The organism is Pectobacterium versatile, from assembly GCF_003932035.1.
GTDB classification, from domain to species: Bacteria; Pseudomonadota; Gammaproteobacteria; order Enterobacterales; family Enterobacteriaceae; genus Pectobacterium; species Pectobacterium versatile.
Genome location: NZ_CP034276.1, coordinates 1,716,274 through 1,739,780 on the forward strand (window position 1 = coordinate 1,716,274; position 23,507 = coordinate 1,739,780).

18 protein-coding genes and 1 tRNA gene are annotated in these 23,507 nt (G+C 51.2%); 6 read left to right on the plus strand and 13 right to left on the minus strand.

The genetic code is table 11. The annotated features are described in order from the left end of the window. Window positions 1-12: 12 nt before the first annotated feature. The 5 genes from EIP93_RS07740 to EIP93_RS07760 form a co-directional block, all read right to left on the minus strand. Window positions 13-1,710, minus strand: a complete 1,698-nt coding sequence (locus EIP93_RS07740) for an ABC transporter permease (protein WP_103941539.1) — start codon at window positions 1,708-1,710, stop codon at window positions 13-15. Further along, entirely contained in the window at window positions 1,694-2,743 is a 1,050-nt protein-coding gene (locus tag EIP93_RS07745) for a Fe(3+) ABC transporter substrate-binding protein (protein WP_103941537.1), read from the minus strand. The genes EIP93_RS07740 and EIP93_RS07745 overlap by 17 nt, the downstream gene beginning before the upstream one ends. 234 nt (window positions 2,744-2,977) lie before the next feature. Then, window positions 2,978-3,817 carry a PRD domain-containing protein gene (locus EIP93_RS07750; RefSeq protein WP_103941535.1) on the minus strand — a complete coding sequence of 280 codons (840 nt, stop codon included), beginning with the start codon at window positions 3,815-3,817 and terminating at the stop codon, window positions 2,978-2,980. A 94-nt stretch (window positions 3,818-3,911) separates the two neighbouring features. Beyond that, window positions 3,912-5,375 carry a glycoside hydrolase family 1 protein gene (locus EIP93_RS07755; RefSeq protein ID WP_103860310.1) on the minus strand — a complete coding sequence of 488 codons (1,464 nt, stop codon included), beginning with the start codon at window positions 5,373-5,375 and terminating at the stop codon, window positions 3,912-3,914. Then, entirely contained in the window at window positions 5,375-7,237 is a 1,863-nt protein-coding gene (locus tag EIP93_RS07760; RefSeq protein WP_125232521.1) for a beta-glucoside-specific PTS transporter subunit IIABC, read from the minus strand. Before EIP93_RS07760 ends, EIP93_RS07755 begins: the two co-directional genes overlap by 1 nt. A gap of 440 nt (window positions 7,238-7,677) precedes the next feature. Here EIP93_RS07760 and EIP93_RS07765 point away from each other — a divergent pair, with 440 nt between their 5' ends. Next, window positions 7,678-8,742 (plus strand): sensor domain-containing diguanylate cyclase, encoded by a 1,065-nt coding sequence (locus tag EIP93_RS07765; protein WP_125232522.1) that lies wholly within the window; start codon window positions 7,678-7,680, stop codon window positions 8,740-8,742. 185 nt (window positions 8,743-8,927) lie between these two features. Here the strand turns inward: EIP93_RS07765 and EIP93_RS07770 are convergent, their stop codons facing one another. Further along, entirely contained in the window at window positions 8,928-9,266 is a 339-nt protein-coding gene (locus tag EIP93_RS07770) for a DUF1869 domain-containing protein (RefSeq protein WP_125232523.1), read from the minus strand. 10 nt (window positions 9,267-9,276) lie between these two features. Then, window positions 9,277-9,609 (minus strand): TehB family protein, encoded by a 333-nt coding sequence (locus EIP93_RS07775; protein ID WP_010304744.1) that lies wholly within the window; start codon window positions 9,607-9,609, stop codon window positions 9,277-9,279. A gap of 381 nt (window positions 9,610-9,990) precedes the next feature. Here EIP93_RS07775 and EIP93_RS07780 point away from each other — a divergent pair, with 381 nt between their 5' ends. Further along, window positions 9,991-10,581, plus strand: a complete 591-nt coding sequence (locus EIP93_RS07780; protein ID WP_125232524.1) for a flavin reductase family protein — start codon at window positions 9,991-9,993, stop codon at window positions 10,579-10,581. A 235-nt stretch (window positions 10,582-10,816) separates the two neighbouring features. Here the strand turns inward: EIP93_RS07780 and EIP93_RS07790 are convergent, their stop codons facing one another. After that, a complete protein-coding gene (locus EIP93_RS07790; RefSeq protein ID WP_116155736.1) occupies window positions 10,817-11,383 on the minus strand; it encodes a TetR/AcrR family transcriptional regulator in 567 nt (188 codons plus the stop codon). Window positions 11,384-11,520: 137 nt separating this feature from the next. On the opposite strand from EIP93_RS07790, the gene EIP93_RS07795 reads away from it, so the two are divergent. The 4 genes from EIP93_RS07795 to EIP93_RS07810 all read left to right on the plus strand — a co-directional run bounded on the left by EIP93_RS07795 (window position 11,521) and on the right by EIP93_RS07810 (window position 15,410). Further along, on the plus strand, window positions 11,521-12,612 hold the full coding sequence (locus tag EIP93_RS07795; RefSeq protein ID WP_107332613.1) for an alkene reductase: 1,092 nt from the start codon (window positions 11,521-11,523) through the stop codon (window positions 12,610-12,612). Between the two features lie 75 nt (window positions 12,613-12,687). Continuing rightward, window positions 12,688-13,470 (plus strand): SDR family NAD(P)-dependent oxidoreductase, encoded by a 783-nt coding sequence (locus EIP93_RS07800; protein WP_040031375.1) that lies wholly within the window; start codon window positions 12,688-12,690, stop codon window positions 13,468-13,470. Between the two features lie 94 nt (window positions 13,471-13,564). Further along, window positions 13,565-14,383, plus strand: a complete 819-nt coding sequence (locus tag EIP93_RS07805; RefSeq protein WP_116585937.1) for an oxidoreductase — start codon at window positions 13,565-13,567, stop codon at window positions 14,381-14,383. A 7-nt stretch (window positions 14,384-14,390) separates the two neighbouring features. Further along, the gene (locus EIP93_RS07810; RefSeq protein ID WP_116585936.1) at window positions 14,391-15,410 is read left to right on the plus strand and encodes an NADP-dependent oxidoreductase; all 1,020 of its coding nucleotides are present in this window, start codon (window positions 14,391-14,393) and stop codon (window positions 15,408-15,410) included. Between the two features lie 272 nt (window positions 15,411-15,682). Here the strand turns inward: EIP93_RS07810 and EIP93_RS07815 are convergent. From EIP93_RS07815 to fbpC, 5 genes are all read right to left on the minus strand, one after another. Further along, window positions 15,683-15,758: transfer RNA gene (locus EIP93_RS07815), tRNA-Asn, on the minus strand. 142 nt (window positions 15,759-15,900) lie between these two features. Further along, window positions 15,901-17,163, minus strand: coding sequence for an MFS transporter (locus tag EIP93_RS07820; protein WP_040030703.1), 1,263 nt, complete (start codon window positions 17,161-17,163; stop codon window positions 15,901-15,903). A 375-nt stretch (window positions 17,164-17,538) separates the two neighbouring features. Further along, the gene (locus EIP93_RS07825) at window positions 17,539-20,670 is read right to left on the minus strand and encodes a beta-galactosidase (protein ID WP_125232525.1); all 3,132 of its coding nucleotides are present in this window, start codon (window positions 20,668-20,670) and stop codon (window positions 17,539-17,541) included. A gap of 314 nt (window positions 20,671-20,984) precedes the next feature. After that, the gene (locus EIP93_RS07830; RefSeq protein ID WP_107333113.1) at window positions 20,985-22,061 is read right to left on the minus strand and encodes a LacI family DNA-binding transcriptional regulator; all 1,077 of its coding nucleotides are present in this window, start codon (window positions 22,059-22,061) and stop codon (window positions 20,985-20,987) included. A gap of 382 nt (window positions 22,062-22,443) precedes the next feature. Further along, window positions 22,444-23,502 carry a ferric ABC transporter ATP-binding protein gene (gene fbpC, locus EIP93_RS07835; RefSeq protein ID WP_181919116.1) on the minus strand — a complete coding sequence of 353 codons (1,059 nt, stop codon included), beginning with the start codon at window positions 23,500-23,502 and terminating at the stop codon, window positions 22,444-22,446. Window positions 23,503-23,507 lie beyond the last annotated feature (5 nt).

A 23,507-nucleotide genomic window follows, 5' to 3' on the forward strand; every position in this document is an offset into this window, starting at 1 on the left:
TCCTCATGATTTTCATTCTTTCTCAACCGACGTTTTTAGCTGGCTGCGAGCCAGCAGGACAACGGGGAGCGTACCCGCCAGCACAATCAGCAGTGCGGCAATCGCGCCTTCTTCGTAGGTGCCTCTGGCGGCTTCGGCATACAGAACGGTTGCCAACGTTTCGAAATTGACCGGTCGCAGCAGCAGCGTGGCGGGGAGTTCTTTCATTGCGTCGGCAAACACCAGCAGCGCACTGGTCACCAGTGCGGGGCGCAGTAGGGGAAGGTGCACGCGGAAAAAGGTGACGAATTCACTTTCTCCCAGCAGGCGCGATGCCTGTTCCATCACCGGAGGAATGCGCGTCAGTCCGGCATCAAGCGCACCAATCCCAATCGCCATAAAGCGAATGGCACAGCAGATCACCAGCAGAATACCGGCGGAAAGCAGTGGCAATCCTTTATAGCCTATCAATTCAGCGAGAAAATTATCCGTCGCCATACCGGGTGTCAGCATGCCAATCGCCAGTACCGTGCCGGGTACGGCATAGCCCAGCGAGGCAATTCTCAGTAGGGTGCGGCGGCGTTCCGGTGAGCGATCAGCGATGGCTGAATGACGGGCATACCACGCAATAATCAGGCTGACGAACGTGACGACTAGCGTGACGCCAACGGCCAACAGAAGCGAGTTCTGCAACGACTGTATCAGGCCTGCGGAGATCGTCACGCTATCGCCCAGCCGTTTAGCGCTTTCCCATGCCAGAAAGAGGGCGGGGGCGATGAAGCCGAGCAGGATAGGCAACGTGGTCGCACAGGTCGCCAGCCAGGCGCGTACCCCTTTCAGCGGGGTGGGCAGGATGCCGCGCATCTGTCGGCTGGTGCCGTAGCGCTGGTTTTTCCGGCCATAATATTCCAGCGTCAGCAGCAGGATGACGACCGTCAGCATCGTGCAGGCAATCTGCGCGGCGGCGGGTAAATCCGAACGGGTGACCCAGGTGGTGTAAACCGTCACGGTCAGTGTATTGACCCCAAGGAATTCGGAAGCGCCAATATCATTCAACGTTTCCAGCAAGGCCAGACTGGTGCCGACGGCCAACGCAGGGCGCGCCATCGGTAGGGCGACGTGCAGGAAGGTGCCTGTTGCGCTCAACCCCAGCGTGCGTGCGGCTTCCAGCAGGTGTGCGGGCTGGCTGATAAACATCGCACGCATCGTCAGATAAACGTACGGATAGAGCACCAGCCCGAGCAGCAGAATAGCGCCCGTCATGGAGCGCAGATCCGGCAGGCGGAACTGACGCGGGCTGTCATAGCCCAGCACACTGCGGATCGCTTCCTGAATCGGCCCTATAGGATGCAGCAGATCGAGCCAGGCAAAAGCGACAATATAGGTTGGCATCGCCAGCGGTAGCAGCAGCGCCCAGCTAACGAACTGTCTGCCGGGGAAATCAAATGCCGTCACCAGCCAGGCGCAGCCTGCACCAATCACCATGACGAGCACACCGACGCCGACGAGCAAAATCAGCGTGTTGAGTGCGGCATCGGGCAGCACGTAGCGCATCAGGTGATCCCAATGGCCGACGCCCGCGCCAGCGGCTAGCCAAAGCAGGGAAACCAGCGGAGCCAGTACGCCGAGAGCAATGACAACGGCAGCGATGCGGAGCGGAGAAAAAAAGAGGCGCGGCCGCCCGAAGGCGCCGCGCATGGTTGACGAACCGGTCTTATTGATCGAATCCAACTTTATCTACCAACTGACTGGCCTGTTTACGGAATTTAACGATGTCGGTTAGCGGAATGCTATCCACAGTAACTTCACCAATCGTGCTGCTAATGGTGGAATCCAGCGTGACGCCTTTGCGAACCGGATATTCATAGTTTGCCTGTGCGTAGATCTGCTGAGCCGGCGCGGAGACCAGATATTCCATCAATTTCACGGCTTGATCTTTATGCGGCGCGTGACGTGCAACGGCTGCACCGCTGATATTGACGTGTGTGCCGCCGTTTTCAAAGGTAGGCTGAACGACTTTGATGGCATCGCCCCATTTGCGGGCGTCGGTGCCTTCTTTGGCGTTCTTCATGTGGCCGACATAATAAGAGTTCGCCAGACCTACATCGCAGATGCCGCCGAGAATATCGCGCGCAACGTCGCGGTCACCACCGGTGGCTTTACGCGCCAGATTGTCTTTCACACCGCGCAGCCAGGTTTCGGTTTTGGCTTCACCGTGGTGGGCAATCATCGCGGCAACCAGTGCGGTATTGTAAGGGTGTTGACCCGCGCGGATACACACTTTGCCTTTCCATTTCGGATCGGCCAGATTTTCGTAAGTAATGCCGGTCAGCGGCAGTGATTTTTCTGCATAGAGCACGCGAGAGCGCATCGACAGACCAAACCATTGGTTATCTTTGTCGCGCAGTGCTGCCGGGATAGCCTCGGTTAATGCACTGGACTGAATCGGCTGTGTGACACCGGCGTCTACCAGATCGATCAGGTTACCGGCATCAACCGTCATCAGCAGGTCAGCCGGTGAGTTTTGGCCTTCTGCCTTCACACGCTCCAGCATGCCGTCCTTGATGAACACGGTATTAACTTTAACCGACGTCTCTTTGGTGAACGCATCCAGCAGCGGCTGAATCAGGCCGGGTTCACGCGTGGTGTAAAGCGTCAGAGAGTCATCTGCGGCAGCAGCAGGCAGGGCATAGGCAACCATTATCGATGAGGCCAGCGTCAGCAGGCGCGCTTTTTTGCGCAGAACAGACAGCGTTTTTGACATGTTATTATCTTCTCCAGAGTGAATGTGATACGTAAATGAATAAAATAAGGAGATATTTTCGGCAGGTGACTAAAACAATATATGATAATCACTCTTGTTTGCAATCTCATTAACGCGGTTTATTCACTATCGTGATGGGAGTCAACATACTCACTCCTCAGGAGCGATCTCGGTTTTATTTGTCAGCATCTCGATAAAAACCGTAATGATTGGCTGTCTTGAGTAAGGTTATTGCTACGGCGTCTGGCTTTCGGCCAGCCTGCTGATATGCATGGTCAGCCAGGTAAGCTCTTCTTTCGGCAAGGCCATCTGGTATTTTTCCTGCACGTAATCCCTGATGGCCCAGGAAATCGCCATCGCTTCAGGGTAGTGTTTCAGCAGTTCCTGATAGAAATCGTCCGTGCGTCCCGGTGCAATTTTGCGGGTAATCACCCGTTCGGAGAAATAACGCAGGTGGGTGATAAAGCGCAGGTAATCGACGGCGTTGACATCGATATTCTTGTTTAATTTGTAGCGGACAATCTCCGCCAGACGATTCACCAGTTGAACCTGCTGGTGGGCATCGGCAATTTCGGCGCTGCCAGCGGCATTAATGAGGTGAAACGCGATGTTGATGGCTTCGTCATCGGGTAGCGCGACGTTAAAACGCACCGACACGCGATCTTTTGCCTGCACGCCGAGGGCGTACTCTTTTTGGTAATAGCGTTTCACTTCCCAACTGAGCTTATTGATGAAGTGGTTGCCCGTTTTACAGCGTTCAACTGCAAAATAGAGATGTTCCGCCAGCGTAAAGAACAGCACCGAATTAAGCTTTTCGGCGTACTGACTTTGCGCTAGCGTAACGATCTCATGGGTGATGTCAAAAAAAGCCGCAGGAATCGTGTCAGTCAATGAAAGAAAATGCCGTGATTTCAGGTTTTCCAGCGGAATGAAAACCTGCTCAACGTGCGTCACATCAATCAATGAACCGGGTCTGGCACCAAATCCGATGCCTTTACCCAACAGGATCATCTCCTGCTGTTCATGGTCGACTAACAGCATGCTGTTATTTAACGCTTTTTTCACTTTAATCACGTTTTTCTTCCAATCATGCTGGTTTTCTCATTACGTTTTTCCAATCACAGTCATGTCCTGTCATTGCACACGTAGTCTGCGGTAGCGCTGTCTGTCAGGTGAGGTCAGCACCATTGGTTGCGATGACCTTCTGATACCAGTAGAACGAATCCTTCCTCAGCCGAGCCAGAGAACCGTTGCCTTCGTCATCCTGATCGACATAGATAAAGCCATAGCGTTTGGACATTTGTGACGTGCCCGCGCTGATGATGTCAATCGCGCCCCAACTGGTGAACCCCATCAGTTCAACGCCTTCGCCAATCGCTTCACGCATTTGCTCGAAATGTGAACGGAAGTAGTCAACGCGGTAAGGATCGTGGATTTTGCCGTTTTCGACAACGTCTTTTGCACCCAGCCCATTTTCGACAATAAACAGCGGCTTTTGGTAGCGATCGTAAAGCTCCAGCAGGGAGATTTTCAGCCCGACCGGGTCGATTTGCCATCCCCAATCTGAGGCCGGCAGGTACGGGTTTTTTACGCCCAGAACGGTATTCCCCGGGATTCTCTCGGCGTCCGGCTGCGTGGATTCGGTAAGCGACATGTAATAGCTGAACGACACAAAATCAACGGTGTGCTGCTTAAGAATGGCCAGATCGTCGGGCTGCATGGTGAGGTGAATGCCACGTCGCTCAAGGTCGCGCTTAATGAGCGGCGGATATTCACCGAACACCTGCACATCGGCATAAAAGTAGTTTTCGAGATTCTTTTTCAGCGCGGCTTCGACATCTTCCGGGCGGCAGGAGTGCGGATACGTCGTCAGCTTGGTCAGCATACAACCGACCTGGCTGCCAGGGATCTTCTCATGGCAGTCGCGGGTGACGAGGGCAGAAGCAACAAACTGGTGGTGCAGCCCCTGATAAATATCCTGTTTAGCCTGCCCCGGCGCGCTTTTCTCTTCACGAATACCCGCGGTGGTAAACGGGTGGCGATGGATACTGTCGATCTCGTTAAAGGTCAGCCAGTAGCGCACCAGATCCTTATAGCGATCGAAGCAGACATTGCTGAAGCGTACGAAGGCATCCAGCACGTTGCGGTGAACCCAGCCATTGTATTTCTCACTCAGCGCCAGCGGCATTTCGTAGTGTGAAAGCGTCACCAGCGGTTCGATGCCGTGCTTGCGCATCTCGCGGAACAGATTGTCGTAAAACTGTAAACCGGCCTCATTCGGCGCGCTGTCTTCTCCGGTTGGAAAGATGCGCGACCAGGCGATAGAGACGCGCAGCACCTTGAAACCCATTTCAGCAAACAGCGCCAGATCGCCTTGGTAGCGGTGATAAAAATCGATGCCGCGCCGTTTGGGATAGAACGCGTCATTTTTTCCGTTGAGCGCATCAGCGATATTTTCGTCCGTCAGCGCCATGTGGGCATGGTAATTTTTCAGATCGAGATTCGGCTTCCAGGTAATGGCGTCCGCGACCGACGGCCCCTTGCCGTCTTCATTCCATGCGCCTTCGGCCTGATTCGCGGCAATCGCGCCGCCCCATAAAAAGTGTTCCGGGAATGCGATGTTTTTATCCATTACACAGACTCCTTTAAGGTCATGATGATGGTGTGGGGATGGATGACGACGTCAGTGGCTTCCGGTATCACGCGAAAGCGCTCGCTGTTGGTGATGACCATCATGACGACGGGATCGTAACCGGCGGCGATGAGGCTATCGAGGTCAAATTCAATGAGGACATCGCCGGTATTAACCTGTTGGCCGGCCGTGACTTTCGGCTGAAAGCCCTGACCATTGAGTTTGATGGTATCAATGCCGATATGGAAAATCAGTTCAGCACCGCTGTCGGTGAGCATGCTGACGGCGTGGCCGGTTTCAAATACGTTCTCAATGGTGCCGTTCGCGGGCGCATAAAGCACACCTTTCTCGGGGATGATAGCGATGCCGTCACCCATAATCCGTTTGGAGAAAATCTCGTCATTCACGTTGTCCAGCGGAATCACTTTTCCTTCAATCGGGCTGGCGAACTGGGATTCGGTAATCGTGTGATGGCTTTCTTCTACGGTAGCAGGCTTCTCTTCTCGCCAGAGGAACAGCGCAGAGAGAAAGGCGATGACGAAAGAGAGCACGGCACCGGCGATGGCATAGACGATGTTCCAGCTGTTTTCCGGTGAGATAAACATGGAGATGCTAGCTAGGCCGGGGCCAACCAGCGCAAAGGCTTCAATCGCCATCCAGCCGATAAACGCGCCGCCGACCAAGCTACCTGCGATCACGCTGTAGAGCGCCTTTTTATTCAGTAGCGTAATCCCGTATAGCGCGGGTTCGGTAATGCCGAACAGGGCAGAAATACCGGCTGAAAGCGCCGTTGATTTTAGCGTTTTGTCTTTGCTCTTGAGCGCAATCGCCATACAGGCACCCGATTCGGCAATGTTGTGTGCGAGCGACGCAGGCAGATAGAGCATTTCCTTACCAAACTGGCTCATGGAGGAGACGGCATAGGGCAGCATGGGCTTATGCATCCCCGACGCCACCATGAAGGGCAGCGCAGCGGCGAGCAATCCCGTCGCCACAAAGCCCAGCTTGCTGTACAGCCAGAGGATCACGCTAGCCAGACCCGCCCCGAGTTCATAACCGAGCGGGCCAAGAACCAGCAGTGTGACGGGAACAGTGACCAACAGCGACAGCATCGGTGACAGGAAAATACGCAGTGAGCTTGGCGAGTAGCGGTTGAAGAGCTTTTCGGTTTGCGCATAGAAAATGACGCACAGAATCGCGGGGAAAACCTGTGAGGCGTAAGCGACGTTTTTCAGGTCGAAAGAGAGAAATTCTGCGCCTTCCGCCAGCTGTTTCGACATGGCAGGTAGCACCATGACAGAGACGGCGGAAACGGCGACCAGCACATTCACTTTCAGCTTCATCGCGGTGGTGATCCCCACCAGAATCGGCAGAAAATAGAGCGGGGCAGAACCGATGTTATCCAGAACTTTGTAGGTTGAGCTGTCTTTGGTGAGCCAGCCGAGCAAATCCAGCAGCAGTAACAGCGACTTGAGCACGCCTCCACCGGCAATCGCAGGCACCAGTGGCTGAAAAACGCTGATGATAAAATCGATAACAAAAGCCGTGCGGTTGGTTTTTGCTGGCGCGGCGCGGCCCGTTTCCTTCCGGCCTGCCGCGAGGTTCTGCACTGCCTCGTACACCTGCATCACTTCGCTGCCGATAATCACCTGACACTGTACGTTAACCCGAACGCCCAGCACGCCCGGTACCTTTTCCAACTCGCGTTGGTTCACCTGACTATTGTCATAAAGGCTTAGCCGTAGCCGTGTAGAACAGTGTTCAATGTGCTCAATATTGTTAATTCCACCGACTAACGTGATGATTTTTCCCGCTGTGGTGGTATAGGTTGTCGCGTTATTATCTGCTGTTGTGTGGTTCATACGACGATTCCCCTGATCCAGAAACGAAAAAAGACCTGAAGCTCTTCCCATGATGTTGAGTGGGAAAGCTTCAGGTCTTGCCTAGAAAACTAGTTACACGCCTGTGCTGCTGTTGTAAGTCCTCGTACGCGGGAAAGTCAAACAGATCGTGCAGCCTTAATAGGTAAGTGTGATGGCAATAGCAGAATGGAGGGCTTAGCCTGACAGCGCCGATGAATCTCAGGCATGTTGCATAAAACATGGTGCTTTTTAACCGATTATAGAAAACAGAACGAGATAAACTCGCCGAGTGAAAATGGGTAAGCGAGAGGCGAAAAGCACGTAGGATTTCTGTCGTATAGGGAAGTCACCCGTTTGCACAGACGATAGGTTGGCGTACGTCATTTTTTAGGTAGTTGATTGTTTTTTATTAAAAATATACACCGTTGGGATTTGTTGTTATGACTGATCATTTGCTTTCTTATCTTTCGAACACACTACGTTCAGAGGCTTCCTTCGAGGGGCTCGTTCGCCAGTTATTAGTCATGCTGGAACTGGTCACCGATCTGGAATCGACCTACCTGACGCAGGTTGACACCGAAGCGGGTTTTCAAAATATCCTGTTTGCTCACAACACGAAAACGCTCAATATTCCTGAAGGGATCTCGGTTCCGTGGCATGACACGTTGTGCAAACGTGCGCTGGACGAAGGGCAAAGTTACACGCCTAACGTGGCCGAATGTTGGGGGGATTCTGAGGCGGCGCAAGCGTTGGGTATTATGACCTATGCCAGTACGCCAGTGCGCATGGAAGACGGGCAGTTATATGGCACGCTCTGTGCTGCAAGCTCCGACCATAAGCCGCTGACAACCAAGGGTGAACAGATCTTGAGTTTATTCGCGCAGCTTATTGCTCAGCAGGTGCAAAAAGAGTGGCTGGTGCAGCAATTGACGGCCGCCAATGCCGCATTACATGAATATTCTTACACCGATTCACTGACCGGATTGCTTAATCGCCGCGGCGTGTTTTACTCGCTGGAAGCGCTGTTTTCTCAGGCCGAGAATGACCATCAGCAGGCGCTCATTGTATTCATTGACCTCGATGGCTTTAAGAAAATTAACGACCAATTTGGCCACGAAGCTGGCGATATCTTCTTGCAAGAGGTCGGTCAACGCTTGCTGGCGTGGGGGAACCCGGGCGATGTCGTCGGGCGTCTCGGTGGCGATGAATTTGTTTTTGCCCGTATGGTCAACGTTGTGTCGGGAGATAGCGATCGCGTGACTGCTTCCTTCAGGGACGACATTACGCCTTTGTTGCAGGGGAGCTATTCTCTCGGTAAGGCCAGTTCGCTCGGTACGGTCAATATTGACTATTTGGGTGCAAGCATCGGGATTGTCACGGCAGATCCTTCAGTCGATGAGCCTGACGGCGTAATCCGTCGAGCCGATGCAGCCATGTACGCCAATAAAGTTATGCGAAAAAAAGATCAAACCCGCGCTTTTGACGTCATCACAGCACAATCGTAAATTCCTGTGCAGGTGTAATCATCTGCTTATTGCCTGATGAGCATGCTCAGGCATCTTTGGTTGTCTGTCGCGTGGGTAGGGTACAGGGGCGCTTGTTAAGTCATAAGACATCCAGCGCCTGTTTTTTTAATGAGTAGGGGTACTAAAGGTAATGCTTAAATAATCCGTGCTGCGAGAAATCGATATTACCAGCCGCAGACGTTAGTGTCTTCATCCGCATCGTAGCCACGTACGATATTAACCAGTTCTTTTACTGCGTCAGCCGAAATTGCCTTGTCTTTTAATTCTTCGACCGTGGCGAGATCTTTATCAACGGACACACCGTTATTATTATTCGTGACGGTTAGTAAAAATCCTTTGTTATTTTCACTGGTTGAAGGCAATTCGTTGAGTAATTCCACAACTGCACCTGTGGCAAAATCGGGTACATAAAAAGCCATCGGTTTAAGATAAACTTTTTCTGCTTTTTTATTATTGTCGCGATTCAACAGTGTTAATGAATAGCCTTTATTTTCACTTGTCATTATGTTTACCTCAACCTTCTATCAAAATTTTTGGATCGACATAAAAGTCCACGTTAAATAGCGTATCATCAGATAGCGCTTCGATTCTGTGCCATTTCTCTGGGGGGAATACGCCAAATTGTCCGGCTTCGATAGTTAGCGTTTCGACAGGCTCAGGGCTTGTCCCATCAGCGTAACCATAATAACGAATCGTCCCTTGCATCACGCACAAGCGTGGATAGACGCCTTGTCGTGTCCCTGCATCCAAATGGCGCTGCCAGATAGACGCCGGGGCCGTTTCTTTTGTCCAAAAAGGCGTTGTACGGGTATGAACATAATTCGCAGGTATAACAATTCGTTCCATGTTTAAACCTCATGCTTTACCAGCCACATTGCAGGGCCGGAAGGAAAAAACCATATGGTGTATATCATATACCTCTTTTAATGTTTGTGAATTATTTTCTGCTTATTAATTTTTTACAATACCGTAACACTTCGCGGAAAGGCCGTATTATCAAGGATCAATATTTCCCACGTCGATTATTTTTCTCAATCGGCGTGTTGGGATAAAAACTAACATCAAGGAATAGTTACATTAAGTTATTTTTTGATGGCCTATTTATTAGGGATGCTAAGTTGAATAAATTACCCTTTCCGCTACTCAATTAGGGTTATTGTTAAAAGTAAATCAAAAGAGTAGAAATGAGAAAATATAACGCTACTCTATGGTGAGGTTTAAACTCAAATGAAAAAGAACGTAAAACTCAGCTCGTTTTATTATGGCTTCCCGGTTTTCCTTGTTACGACGACGGATAATAGCAACGGAGAAGTCAATGTCGCCTCTATATCGTCGTCAATTTCTCTCGGTGATAAAATTATTATCGGTGTCACGAAAGGAAGTAAGACCTACAGTAATTTATTATCCGGCTCTGATGTGGTCATCAATATTCCGGATTACAAACTGTGGGAGAAAGTTGAAGCACTGGGTAAATTGACCGGGAGCGATGCGCTGTCTGAAGGCCAGATTAAATGGGGCGTTCAGGTGTGCCATGACAAATTCTCCAAAGTCGGCCTTCACACTGAAGCCTCTACCGATATTACGCCGCCTCGGGTGATTGAATGTCCTATCCAGGCGGAATGTAAAACCGTCAGCACGACGGACAAAGGGCGTTTTATTCTTGTCGAACTGGATATTGTGAATGTCTGGGTGGAGAGCGAGCTATTAGGATCAAATGATGTCATCGACTCGTCAAAATGGAAGCCTCTGATCTACAATTTCCGCGAATACTACACGACGGGTGACGCATTAGGTTTTAATTTTAAATACGGGCATTAAGATTATTGAGAGAGCGGTATCATTCATCCCTGAAATACGACCCCGTCTAAGATCCGCTCCACTCTTTTTTCGGTGCGCCAGCGTTTGAAAACTCACACAAACTTGCCGAAGAATTTGTGCCATCGGATATGGCAGCGCTTCAACATGTTCTGTTCGATCACATTCTGAACGACTGGCGAGATGTATTTCCCTGAAAAATCCAGCGTCCGACACTGGTGGTGTCCGGCGAACACAGTCACTTGCCGGGAAATAGTGCTTCCTGACTGAGAATACGTGAGCGGCAAACCGAGAGAATCTCATCGGCGAGGGCGGAATCATCTGGGCAGGCACGTGACAACACCAGTGCGCCAACAAGGTGAGCAAGGGCGCTAATTCTTTCGGCACGCACGTCGTCTCCCGACCCGTTCTCGTTTTCTAATGTTGCCAGTTGATTCTCAATTCCCACTGCGAAACTTTCCTTAATTGATGCTGACTGGCGTGCTGAATCCACACCAAGCGCTGACATCACACAGCCATTTCCCATCGAATCACGATGCTTGCGAGAGAGATATTGCTCTACAAAGCCCGCCATATCGACACCCACGGTATTTTCTATCGAATGTGAAAAACCGCAACTCATCGCCTCCGACATCAAATCTGCCTTGGAGCTAAAGTGTTTGTAAAATCCGCCGTGCGTTAAACCTGCGGCTGACATGAGTTCTGCTATACCCACGCCGTCATACCCCCGCTCACGAAACAGCACTGAGGCCGTCTCAACGATACGCATTCGATTTTCGCGAACCTGCTCTTTCGAAACTTTCATTGCTTTCGGATCCTCTCTTATAAATTTATGTCACAAGTATACATTGATGATGATCGTAATCAAACCGTTTGACTTTTTAGATTACGATCATCATCATTATGTCTGGCGTTTCACAAATCACTATCAAGGGAACAAGCATGACGAACCGACAATTATTCCAACCCTATAGCCTTGGGCCATTAACGCTCACCAACCACATTGTGATGGCACCGTTAACACGCAATCGTGCAGGAAAAGGTCTGGTACCCAGCGAGCTGGCAGCAACGTATTACGCGCAGCGTGCCACAGCAGGTCTGTTGATTACTGAAGCTACGCAGATCTCCGCACAAGCGCAGGGCTATCAAGATACCCCGGGGATCTACACGCCAGCGCAAATTGAAGGATGGCGTAAAGTGACTGACGCGGTTCATGCCAAAGGCGGGCATATCTTCGTACAACTATGGCACGTAGGGCGTATATCTCATGTCGACTTACAACCTGATGGCGCAGCGCCAGTTGCCCCTTCAGCCATTCGTGCCGAGACTAAAACGTTTGTGAACAATGGATTCTCGGACGTCTCTGAGCCACGTGCGCTCGAACTGGGAGAAATAAAGAGCATTATCGACGATTTCAGGAAGGCAGCAGCCAACGCGATTGCCGCTGGATTTGATGGTGTTGAGATTCACGGTGCGAATGGCTACCTGCTGGAACAGTTCCTTAAAGACGGTGCCAATCAGCGTACGGATGAGTACGGCGGTTCTGTCGAGAATCGTGCACGCCTGCTGTTAGAAGTCACGGCGGCGGTTAAAGAGGAGATTGGTGCAGATCGCACGGGTGTGCGCATTTCCCCCGTTTCCCCTGCGAATGCGATTTCTTGCAGTGATCCGCAGCCACAATATGACTACGTCGCTGATCAACTCAATGCATTAGGCATTGTGTATCTCCACGTCGTTGAAGGTGCTACGGGCGGCCCGCGTGATGCATCACCATTTAATTACGATTCTCTGCGCCAGCGCTTTAAAAATACCTACATTGGCAATAACGGCTATGACCTGACGTTGGCTTCAACTCACCTCTCTGAAGGCAAAGCCGACCTGTTCGCGTTCGGTCGTCCGTTCATCTCCAACCCGGATCTGGTCGAAAGGCTGAAGACGGGCGCGTCTCTGACCTCACTCAATCCTGAAACACTTTATGGCGGTGGCGCAGCGGGATATACCGATTACCCGTCGCTTACCGAGACCAGCAAGTAAAGCGGCAGGTGTCATGGTTCTACCTGCATCGCACATTGCGGATTCTGTTTACACATTAATAGAGAAGATCAACTTATGACTAAAGCTTCAGTTCTTATTACAGGCGCATCCACGGGTATTGGTGCTGTTTACGCTGAACGGTTCGCCCGCCGGGGACACGACCTGGTTCTGGTCGCCCGCGACAAAGCAAAGTTAGAGACACTTGCCGCTCGTCTGCGACAGGAAAATGGCATTTCTGTCGATGTTTTGCCTGCTGACCTTACGCAAACGAGTGATTTAGCCGTGGTCGAAGCTCGCCTGCGGGAAGACGCGCAGATTGGCATTCTTATTAATAACGCGGGTATCGCACAGTCGGGCAGCTTCACCGAGCAGACGTCTGATTCGATAGAACGCCTTATCGCACTTAACGTCACCGCCCTGACCAGACTGGCCAATGCCGTGGCACCACGATTTGTGCAAGCGGGTGAAGGATCGATCGTCAACATCAGTTCCATTGTCGGACTCGCCCCGGAATTTGCAATGACGGTTTACGGCGCAACCAAAGCCTTTGTCCTTTTCCTGTCTCAGGGAATGAATGTAGAGCTGTCATCTAAGGGCATTTATATTCAGGCGGTACTTCCTGCCGGTACTTATACGGAAATTTGGGACCGTGCAGGTATCGACATCAGTAATTCTCCAAAATTCATGGAAGTGGGCGAGTTAGTGGATGCCGCACTGATTGGCTTTGATCGCCGCGAACTCGTCACTATTCCACCTTTACATAATGCTGCACGCTGGGACACCCTCGATGCTTCGCGTCAGGTTTTGCTTTCAGACATCAAACAAGATGAAGCTGCAGAGCGATATAAAGCCCTTTAACCAATGAGCCACACTCTGCAGGACGCGAATAACAGTCTTTGGTTGTTCTGCAGAGGAGTATGCCCCAAACCACTTATGAAGGTCTTATTTCAGCATGACAAATAAACGTGTAGCGCTTGTTACGGGAGCCTCGTCAGGAATTGGCGAGGCATCGGCTAACAAACTATTAGCCGCGGGGTATACGGTCTATGGCACGAGTCGACGCGGCTCTCAGGCCGGTAAGCATTCCTTTCCTTTATTGGCGCTTGATGTCACCGATGACGCGTCCGTAAAGGCCGCTATTGATGAGCTGCTGCGGCGGGAAGGCCGGATCGATATTTTGGTGAATAATGCAGGCTTTGGTATTGCGCCGGCGGCGGCAGAAGAAAGTTCTATCGAACAGGCTAAGAGCCTTTTCGACACGAATTTCCTCGGTATAGTCCGGTTGGTTCGGGCGGTCGTTCCCCACATGCGCCGCCAGGGCAGTGGTCGCATCATCAACATCGGTTCGATATTGGGAACGATTCCGTTGCCGTATGTGGCACTTTATGCAGCCAGTAAACATGCGGTCAAAGGGTATTCGGGATCACTGGATCATGAACTACGGACTCAAGGCATAAGAGTGTCTGTTATCGAACCTGCGTACATAAAAACCCAGTTTGAAGTCAATAATATAGAACCAGACGCGAAGCTTGATGAGTATGAAAGTATTCGGGCTAAGTTGACGAAAGTTGTTGGTAAGGCGATGGCTGAGGCGGAAAGCCCCGAGATGGTGGCGGAAGTCGTCGTTAAAGCGGCTCAGAGTTCACAGCCTAAGTTACGCTACACGGCGGGGAAATTGGCAGGTCAGTTGAATTTTTTGCTTAGATTTGCGCCCGCAAAATTCCTCGACAAAGTGGTGCGTAATAGTCTTCAGCTTGATACGACAGGATAAAGAAAAAATGAATAATAAGACGATGAAAGCTTTCACGTTTAAACGTTATGGTAAGCATCCTGAATTGGGATTCGATGACGTAGATTATCCTTCGCTCAACGCTGATGAAATCTTGGTTAACGTTTACGCTGTGGGGCTAAATCCTATCGACAATATGATCCCTGCCGGAATATTTAAGCCAGTTCTGCATTTTACGCTCCCTGCAACATTGGGCAGTGACCTGTCTGGTGTCGTCATCGCAGTAGGGAGCAGTGTGACTCGTTTCGCACCAGGCGATGAGATTTTTGCCAGCATTTTCGATAGGGGAACGGGCTCTCTCGCCGAATTTGCCGTGGTGCCTGAGAGCGCTGCGGCTATGAAACCAGCAAACCTGGATTTTGTGCAGGCGGCTTCGCTCCCGATGGTGAGCCTCACATCCTGGCAGGCACTGATCGAGCGCGCCAAACTCCGGCCTGGTCAGAAGGTTTTGATCCCAGCAGGTTCGGGGGGCATTGGTACCTTTGCAATCCAACTGGCGAAGCACTTTGGGGCAACGGTGGGAACGACCACGAGTACAGGCAACGTCGAATGGGTAAGTCATCTTGGCGCAGATGATGTGGTTGACTATAAAAAGCAAGACTTCGAAAACGTGCTGAGTGGCTACGATATTGTACTTGGCACTCTCAGAGGTGACGCGATTGAAAAATCTATCAACACGCTTAAGCCTGGAGGAATAATTGTTTCTCTCATCGGGCCGTTAGATGCCGCGTTCGCACGGGCTCGGCGATTAAACTTTTTTCTGACTTTCGTTTTCTGGCTGATGAGCCGAAAGGTTATGCGCCTTTCGAAAAAGCGGGGCACTGCCTACACATTTCATTTCGTTCGACCTGATGGTGCTCAACTGACCCAAATTGGCAAACTCCTTGAAACGGAAAAAATCAAGCCAGTGGTCGACAAGGTGTTTTCTTTTGCTGAAACAAAAGATGCACTGACCTACCTTGCCCAAGGGCATGCAAAGGGAAAAGTTGTCATCAAGATGCAGGGGTAACTTCTTTCCGTTAACAATGAAGTCATCATGCTATGGATCTGAGACTCTTAAGGCGTAATCAGAAGGGTTTACGTTACGGATTTTTGTGTCGTGAGAGACCTATGGTGGTCACACTATTATCGAACCAACTTGACCCCAATCAGACCACTACCTTCTCCCAGTGCTGAGGGAGAATGAAATGTGTATCGGGGACACTTTTCACGTGAATATATTGAATAAAGTGATAAAAAAAAAATCCCGCTTAAGTTTCCTTAAGCGGGATTTTCTAAATATGGCTCCTCTGACTGGACTCGAACCAGTGACATACGGATTAACAGTCCGCCGTTCTACCGACTGAACTACAGAGGAATCGTGTGAACGGGGCGCATAATAACGGCGTGTGCCGTGCATGTCAAAGGTGTAAACCACAAAATTGCACTGTTCGGTGAGAGAATGTGCAATCTGCCGATATTTTTGGCAAATATCGGCATTTTATCGCGCCTTGGCATCGTTAGTGTGTATTCAGCGGTGCTTTCTGTTTATCGGAAAAGGCATACAGTGGCCCTTTTCCTGACAGAGTAAATAGGGATATCGCTGTAAAGGAAAGGGCAATGCCGCCTAAAATCAGGTAAGTGCCATGAAAACCGATGCTGTCATACATATTGCCAGCAAAGATGGACATGAAAATGATCGATACCTGTTTAAAGAAGCAGAAGCACACCAGATAAATTGTTGCGGAAAAGCGGACTTCAAAGACCGTGGTAATGTATTTGAAGCAGCCGACAATCAGGAACGGTACTTCAAACATGTGCAGCGTTTTCAGCACAATCACTTCCAGCACGGAACTGGCAAAGGCCGAACCAATAATGCGTACGGACATAATGGTACCGGCAATGAGCAGGGCGTTTTTACCACCGATACGGTTCACAATCAGCGGGGCGAAAAACATGATGCTGGCATTAAGCAATTCACCCAGCGTGGTGACGTAGCCAAATACTCGCGTTCCTTCCTGTCGGGTCTCGAAAAACGAGGTGAAGAAGTTGGCAAACTGCTGATCGAACACATCGTAGGTGCAAGAAACGCCGACGACATAGAGAGTCAGGAACCAGATTTTGCGTTCTTTTAGTAGTTCGGCTGCCATTTTCAGGTTGAACGGTTTCTGGTTGGAACCTACTTTATCGGCAACGAGAGCGCTGGATGAGGCCTCTGGTTTCGCCAGCAGCAACAGAATGGCGAGGATGACGGCACAACCGGAACCGAGCCAGAAAACGAACTGGTTATTGATGGTAAACATAATACCGACAATAGATGCACAGAGCGCCCAGCCGAGACAGCCGAACAGACGCGCACGGCCAAATTCAAACTGGCTACGGCGGCTGACTTTCTCGATATAGGCTTCAATAGCTGGTGCACCGCCGTTGTTGATGAAGCCCAGATAAATCCCACCGACGATAGAACCTAAAACGATGTTGTATTTTAGTAATGGGCCGAAAACATAAATAAAGAACGGAGCAAAAAACACCAGCATAATGGTAATAATCCATAGCAGGTGTTTTCTCAACCCTAATTTATCGGAGAGCAAACCAAATATCGGTTGAAATAAAAGAGCGAAAAAGGAAATGCAGGCGAAGATAATACCTGTGTCACTTTTACTTATTTGGTTAATATCATGAAGCCAAATAGGGAAGAAGGGGAAGTAAGCCCCCATGATGAAGAAATAGAAAAAGAAAAATAGGCCGAATATCCAGAAATTCTTATTATGTAGGTAGTACATGTTATTTTCTCCGATATGCATTATACCCGTTATACTTCAAGCCGCATGTGTGTTGACTTCGCTAGCTGACTCAGCTCACAGTGGGCCTTGTCCAACATGCTGACGTTTTGTCACGCAACTCGAATTATTTAGGGTATATATCCGCAGCGTTTATTTTGACGGCGGATATATACCTGCTGGATACAACCAGGATGAAAAGAGGCGGTATATCCGTCATACTTCAAGCCGCAGGTGTGTTGGCTACGCTCAGTTACCCGAATCACTTACTTGAGTAAGCTCATCGGGATGCCTTCTCTTGCCGCCTGCCTGCAACTCGAATTATTTAGGGTAGATATCCGCTCTCTTTCGTTGTTTTTTTAATACTGTTTTTTCATATCAATACGGCTGATGATGTTGAAGAGCGACGCGATAGTGATAATGCGTGGCCGTGAGTAAATCATCGCGATGAACGCTGGGACTCCAGGAGTCATCGCCGCCAATTCCCATGTGGAAGCCATCCAGATTGAGCCAAACGCCTTTTTCCTTTTCTAATAAATGATGGTGGGTACACGTCATCAATTGCGTTAGCCCGTAGCGGCTTAACCCAAAATGGAAGTTTCCGGCGATCGTCCATTTGCCATACGTCAGCGTGCGCGTGTTACAGCGCAGCCCGTTTTCCGTTGGGAAAATATAAGGTGTGTGAAGGTCATCCAGCGGCAGATTCCAGTGCCCATGCTGTGCCGCGAGCTGTCGGTCTGGGTAATTTTCATGTGGCCCAAGCCCGACCCAACTGACCTGAGGCGCGACGTCGGCCAACTGGCAGCTCAAGCCCACTCTGGCCAGTGACGGCAGTACTGTGGCGACATCAACATCGACATCTACAGTCATCACGCCATGTGCATCAATCTGCCAGCGTTTTTTACTCCGCAGCAGGATCTGTCCGGCATGGCGGAATACGTGCTCGGTGACAATGTGTACGGCATCGGTGAGTTGGTCAGCCAGAATCGCAACACACTGCGTCTGCAGTTGATAAAGTCCGGCCGATTTCCAACGTTCGGCCCAGGCGCGCGGATCGATGCGATCGACCTCGCTGATACCGATGTCGTTATCCAGCGGTGCGCGAACAAACTGATCCTGCAAGGGGGTTAACAGCGTTGGAGTATCCGCCGTCCACCACTGTTCCAGCCAGCCGCTCTGGCGGTTAAAGCGCCAGTGCTGTTCACCCTGAATGATGTCAAAGTACGCATCGGACGAGTGCAGAACAGGAGGTTTCTTCTGTCCAGAACAAAGTGCCTCGGGAAGATGAAGCGGTGCAGGAAGTTGCCACTGATCCCAGGCACAGCGGTGGTTGGCTTCTGACCAAGCGGTGGCTTTCGGCTGTACGACTTCAACATTAAGCCAAAGCTCTCCTGCACGATCGACAGTGGGAAGGGCTTCCAGCAGCGTCAGAGTCTGGGTGGCCTGCGGAGCGAGCGTCAGCAGCAGAGAACCTTCTGCGAGCGTCTTATCATTCAGCGTAATGCTCCAGTTCAACTGTTCGTTGTCCGTATGACGAAACAGATATTCACTGGTGACGCGCAGCGCACATGGGGATTCTGCCTGCCAGAAAAATTGAATGTGCTGCTGCGCCCGCTGGGCTTCATACAGGCTGGGATGCGGGGTACGATCGGGAAAAAGCAGGCCGTCCAGACAGAACTGGCGATCGTTAGGCATGTCGCCAAAATCTCCGCCGTATGCCCAGTAGGCATTGCCTTGTTCGTCGCGGTGGGTCAGCGCCTGATCGACCCAATCCCAAATGAATCCACCCTGTAACCGAGGATATTGGCGGAATGCCTGCCAGTAGCGGGCGAACCCTCCCAGACTGTTGCCCATCGCGTGTGCGTACTCGCAAAGAATGAGCGGCCGATGTTCGTCCGGCATGCTGACCCATTTGGTGATTGACCATTTGGGTACGCTGGGGAAGGGCTGGTCTTCATCAACGCGGGCGTACATAGGGCACACAATGTCGGTTGCACGGCTATTGGCGCCGCCGCCTTCGTAATGCACGGGGCGAGTCGGATCGTGGCGTTTGATCCATTGATAAAGCGCATCATGGTTTGCGCCGTAGCCGGATTCATTCCCCAATGACCAGATAATGATGCAGGGATGATTGCGGTCACGCTGCACCATTCTTGATACGCGTTCGCTGTAGGCTGGCAGCCAGACGGGATCGTCCGACAGACGATTCATCGGCTGCATGCCGTGCGTCTCAATGTTCGCTTCATCTACAACATACAGACCGTAGCGATCGCACAGCCGATACCACAGCGGATGGTTAGGATAATGTGAGCAGCGTACGGCGTTAAAATTATGCTGTTTCATCAGCATAATATCGTGCCGCATCGTGTCTTCATCCATGACCTGACCGTGCTGTGGGTGATGTTCGTGACGGTTAACGCCGCGGATCAGCAGCGGTTGACCGTTCAGCAGCAGCAGGCCGCTGCGGATTTCAACTTTTCTGAAACCGACATCATAGGCCTCCGCTTCGATCAGTTCGCCTTCCGACGTTTCCAATGCAATGACGGCACGATACAGGTGCGGCTGTTCGGCGCTCCATAGATCGGGTTGTGACACGTCGATGCGGAGAAAAGATTTGTCATGATAGGCACCGCGCTCATCGACAATATCGCTGCCGAACGCCTGTCGCACGTCGCCGATGAGTCTATTACCGCGCCAAAGCTGTGCGTGGATGCGATGGCTTTTGGCCTCAGCTTCAGAGAGCGTTGCCTTCACCTGAATATCCAGCGTCCCGTGGCGGAAATCGGCGCTGAGCGGCGTCGTTAGTTGGATATCGCTGAGGTGAATCGTCGGTTTATGCAGAAGCGTGACGTCGCGGAAAATACCGCTCATACGCCACATGTCCTGATCTTCCAGATAGCTGCCGTCAGACCAGCGTAACACCATTACCGCCAGCCGATTCTCTCCGGTCGTCAGATAGCGACCAATATCAAACTCCGCAGGTAGGCGACTATCCTGCGAGTATCCCACCCAGTGGCCGTTACACCAGAGATAAAACGCGGAGTTAACGCCATCAAAAATAATCCGCGTTTGTCCGCAACTGATCCAATCGTGATTGACCTTAAAAGTGAGCGAGTAACAACCGGTAGGATTGTCTTCTGGCACATAGGGTGGGTTGACGGGGATCGGGTATTTTACGTTGGTGTAAATCGGGGTGTCATAGCCCTGTAGCTGCCAATTGGCAGGCACCGGAATGGTGTCTGAATCAGGCAGATCCTGCTGTAACCAGCTTTCTGGTACGGCTTCCGGGCGGGTGAAATAACTAAACGTCCATTCACCATTCAGACGACGCAGCCGCTGAGAAGGCTCATCTTGCTGCGCGGCAGCCACGCTGCGCCAGCTGTTGAACGGTGGATGTGCGGGGAGCCGCTGATAGTGAGTACACGCTGGGTTTTCCCAATCACGTCGGGCAAGAATTTCTTGCAGCGTGGCGCGATGGTGTGCTGGATACGATAAAACGGTATCGCTCATGATGGCTTGGCTCCTGAACATTTTTGAGTCTACCTTTGTGATTGGGTTTTAAAATTGTTATCCGCTCACAATTTTTGTTGCTCATAACATATCGACTCGATATGGCGAGTAAAGTGGAATGTGACAATAAAGTGGAAGCGATCACAAAGATCGTTTGTAAAATGAATAGGGATACATCGAATTTGGAAAGCGCTACGCAATAAACCAACGAGAGGTGATAAATAACTTATTGTTTATCATCTTATTTTGTTAGGGTTTGGCATCAATGGTGAAAAAAGTGCTGTTGTGTAACTGGTTACAAAAAATGTAAAGGATTACAGCCTTTGTAGCTGACGTGTAATGTCCAACAGGTTTTTGGTGAGTTCTTGCAGGGAGGCATGGGTTGATGAATGTACGGCGGTGCTGTGGCGTACGATCAGTTCGGTGGGTAACAGCAGTGACGAACTCTGGGTAGGATCGCGCAGCGTGGCGAGCAAACGAGTGACGCCTTCTTTACCTAATAGCCTGAAATCCTGACGAATGGTTGTCAGTGGCGGAGTGTAATACGCGCTGTCCTGAGTATCGTCAAAGCCGATCACTGATATTTGCTCCGGTACGCGAAGGCCATACTCGTGCAGCGCACGCAGGACGCCAAGCGCCATTTGATCGTTCGCGACAACAATGGCCGAGACGCGCAGAGATTGCCCCAGTAGGGCCAGCGTTTGATGGTAACCGGATGCGGCGCTCCAGTCACCGTGTAGCACCGAAGCGGGGGACAACTGCCGTTTCTCCAGCTCGGCCAGCCAGCCTTCATAACGCAGGCGGGCGGAGATCGACGTCATTGGCCCAGTCAACAAGGTAATGTGTTGATGCCCCAGCTGTACCAGATGCGTGATGGCTAAGCGTGCGCCGTGATCGGGATCGAACATGACGTTGAGTATGTCGGTATGTGGATCGGCATCCATAAACAGCACGGGCGTGTCGGCACAGGTTTGGCTAATGTGGGCGACGTCATCCGTGGAGAGCGGAACATTCACGATAACGCCGCTGACCCGCTGAGAAAGCAGGTCGTTAACGGCGTTATTACAGGTGTTGACATCTGGGCTGCTCAGCATCGACATCACGATGTTAATGCCTAGCTGACTGGCGGTGCTCTTAATTGCCGCGGCGATTTGTGAAGGCGCGTGCAGTGAAAGATCGGTAGTGACCAGCCCCAGTGTGGTGATGGTTTTCCCTGCCAGCTGCTGGGCGACGCGATTAGGTGTGTAGTTAAGCGCTGTCATCGCCTGTTCCACTTTACTGCGAGTACGGGATGAAACATGAGGCGCTTGGTTCAGCACACGGGAAACTGTCTGATAGGAAACCCCAGCGTACTCGGCGACATCGTTTAAGGTTATGGGCTTCTGTTTCATAGCGGCTATTCCGTGCGTGATTCTATGCGTAAAAGAGCATCATCATAACAAATCGCGCGTGGGATCCGTAACAGGTGTATGTATTCCGGCGCAATCGAAGCAGGCCGAAGAGAAGCTGACGTTTGTAGGCGTTTTTAGATGTTTGTAGAAAGTAAAACCGGGAGCGGACACTAACGGTCAGACTGATGACAAACCTATGTGCAGAATGAAAACGGTAGTAACGGAATAGAAGAGTAAAGCGTTTGCGCCAGGGATGGCGCAATCCGAGCGCACAGGGATGTGTTTACAGCGTCTTTACGATCTATCCGTTACTACCGCTCGACGGCCTTTGCCCCCAAACCGGGAGCAAGCGCTCCCGGTTTGGGGGATGGTTATCCGATGTTTACTGCTCCGACAACACAAACATGCCGTAAGGGTGGATTTGCAGATAGTAGCTGTCGCCCGGATTCGGCTGAAGCTGGGTTGCGTTAACCTGCAACAGCATCGACTGACCGTGCCAGTCCACCTGCACTTCATACTGTGGCCCCATATAGGCGACCTGCGTGATGGTACAGCGCTGGCTTTCGTCACCCTGATGGCTGAGCGTAATGGCTTCCGGACGAATACCGACGACGGATTCGCTTAATCCGGCAGCAAAACCCTGCGGACGCGGAATGAGGTAGCCGTAGATATTCACACTGTCTGCCGTGAAGGTGGCAGGGAAAATGTTGGCATCCCCCATAAAGCTGGCCATGAAGCGTGAAGCTGGCTGGCGATAGAGATCCTGCGGCGCACCCAACTGCATGATTTTGCCTTTGTTCATCACCAGAACCATGTCGGACACCGCAAAGGCTTCGCTCTGATCGTGCGTAACATACAGCGAGGTGATGTTGAACTGCTGCTGAAGCTCACGGATTTTCTCACGCATGCTGCGGCGCAGGTTGGCATCAAGGTTACTCAGCGGCTCATCGAACAGCAGAACTTTAGGTTTGAGAATCAGCGCACGTGCCAGCGCGACACGCTGCTGCTGTCCACCAGAAATCTGGTCGACGTAGCGATCTTCAAACCCTTCCAGATCGACCAGCGCCAGCGCTTCTTTTACGCGCTTATTGATTTCCGCCTTCGGACGACCGAGCATTTTCAGCCCGTAGCCGATGTTTTCTCCCAGCGACATGTGTGGGAAGAGGGCGTAAGACTGGAACACCATGCAGATATCGCGCTGTTGAATGGAGCGCTCGGTGACGTCTTCGCCATCGATGAAAATCTGGCCTTCTGTCGGCTTTTCCAGACCGGCAACGGCCCGTAGTACCGTGGTTTTACCGCAGCCAGACGGCCCCAGCAGCGTGACCATTTTTCCCTGTGGGATCGCCAGATTCAAATCATCAATGACGGTGTTGTTGCCGAAACGTTTAGTGATGTGCTTCAGTTCGACAAAGCTTTTTTCAGTATTCAAGGTAATCACTCCGC

Excerpts from the sequence above, each read along its gene's own strand:
- EIP93_RS07780 (WP_125232524.1), top strand. The coding sequence starts at position 9,991 with ATGAAAAAGAACGTAAAACTCAGCTCGTTTTATTATGGCTTCCCGGTT.
- EIP93_RS07755 (WP_103860310.1), bottom strand. The coding sequence starts at position 5,375 with ATGGATAAAAACATCGCATTCCCGGAACACTTTTTATGGGGCGGCGCG.
- EIP93_RS07810 (WP_116585936.1), top strand. The coding sequence starts at position 14,391 with ATGAATAATAAGACGATGAAAGCTTTCACGTTTAAACGTTATGGTAAG.
- EIP93_RS07820 (WP_040030703.1), bottom strand. The coding sequence starts at position 17,163 with ATGTACTACCTACATAATAAGAATTTCTGGATATTCGGCCTATTTTTC.
- EIP93_RS07760 (WP_125232521.1), bottom strand. The coding sequence starts at position 7,237 with ATGAACCACACAACAGCAGATAATAACGCGACAACCTATACCACCACA.
- EIP93_RS07745 (WP_103941537.1), bottom strand. The coding sequence starts at position 2,743 with ATGTCAAAAACGCTGTCTGTTCTGCGCAAAAAAGCGCGCCTGCTGACG.
- EIP93_RS07800 (WP_040031375.1), top strand. The coding sequence starts at position 12,688 with ATGACTAAAGCTTCAGTTCTTATTACAGGCGCATCCACGGGTATTGGT.
- EIP93_RS07825 (WP_125232525.1), bottom strand. The coding sequence starts at position 20,670 with ATGAGCGATACCGTTTTATCGTATCCAGCACACCATCGCGCCACGCTG.
- EIP93_RS07770 (WP_125232523.1), bottom strand. The coding sequence starts at position 9,266 with ATGACAAGTGAAAATAAAGGCTATTCATTAACACTGTTGAATCGCGAC.
- EIP93_RS07795 (WP_107332613.1), top strand. The coding sequence starts at position 11,521 with ATGACGAACCGACAATTATTCCAACCCTATAGCCTTGGGCCATTAACG.
- EIP93_RS07765 (WP_125232522.1), top strand. The coding sequence starts at position 7,678 with ATGACTGATCATTTGCTTTCTTATCTTTCGAACACACTACGTTCAGAG.
- EIP93_RS07775 (WP_010304744.1), bottom strand. The coding sequence starts at position 9,609 with ATGGAACGAATTGTTATACCTGCGAATTATGTTCATACCCGTACAACG.
- EIP93_RS07790 (WP_116155736.1), bottom strand. The coding sequence starts at position 11,383 with ATGAAAGTTTCGAAAGAGCAGGTTCGCGAAAATCGAATGCGTATCGTT.
- EIP93_RS07830 (WP_107333113.1), bottom strand. The coding sequence starts at position 22,061 with ATGAAACAGAAGCCCATAACCTTAAACGATGTCGCCGAGTACGCTGGG.
- EIP93_RS07805 (WP_116585937.1), top strand. The coding sequence starts at position 13,565 with ATGACAAATAAACGTGTAGCGCTTGTTACGGGAGCCTCGTCAGGAATT.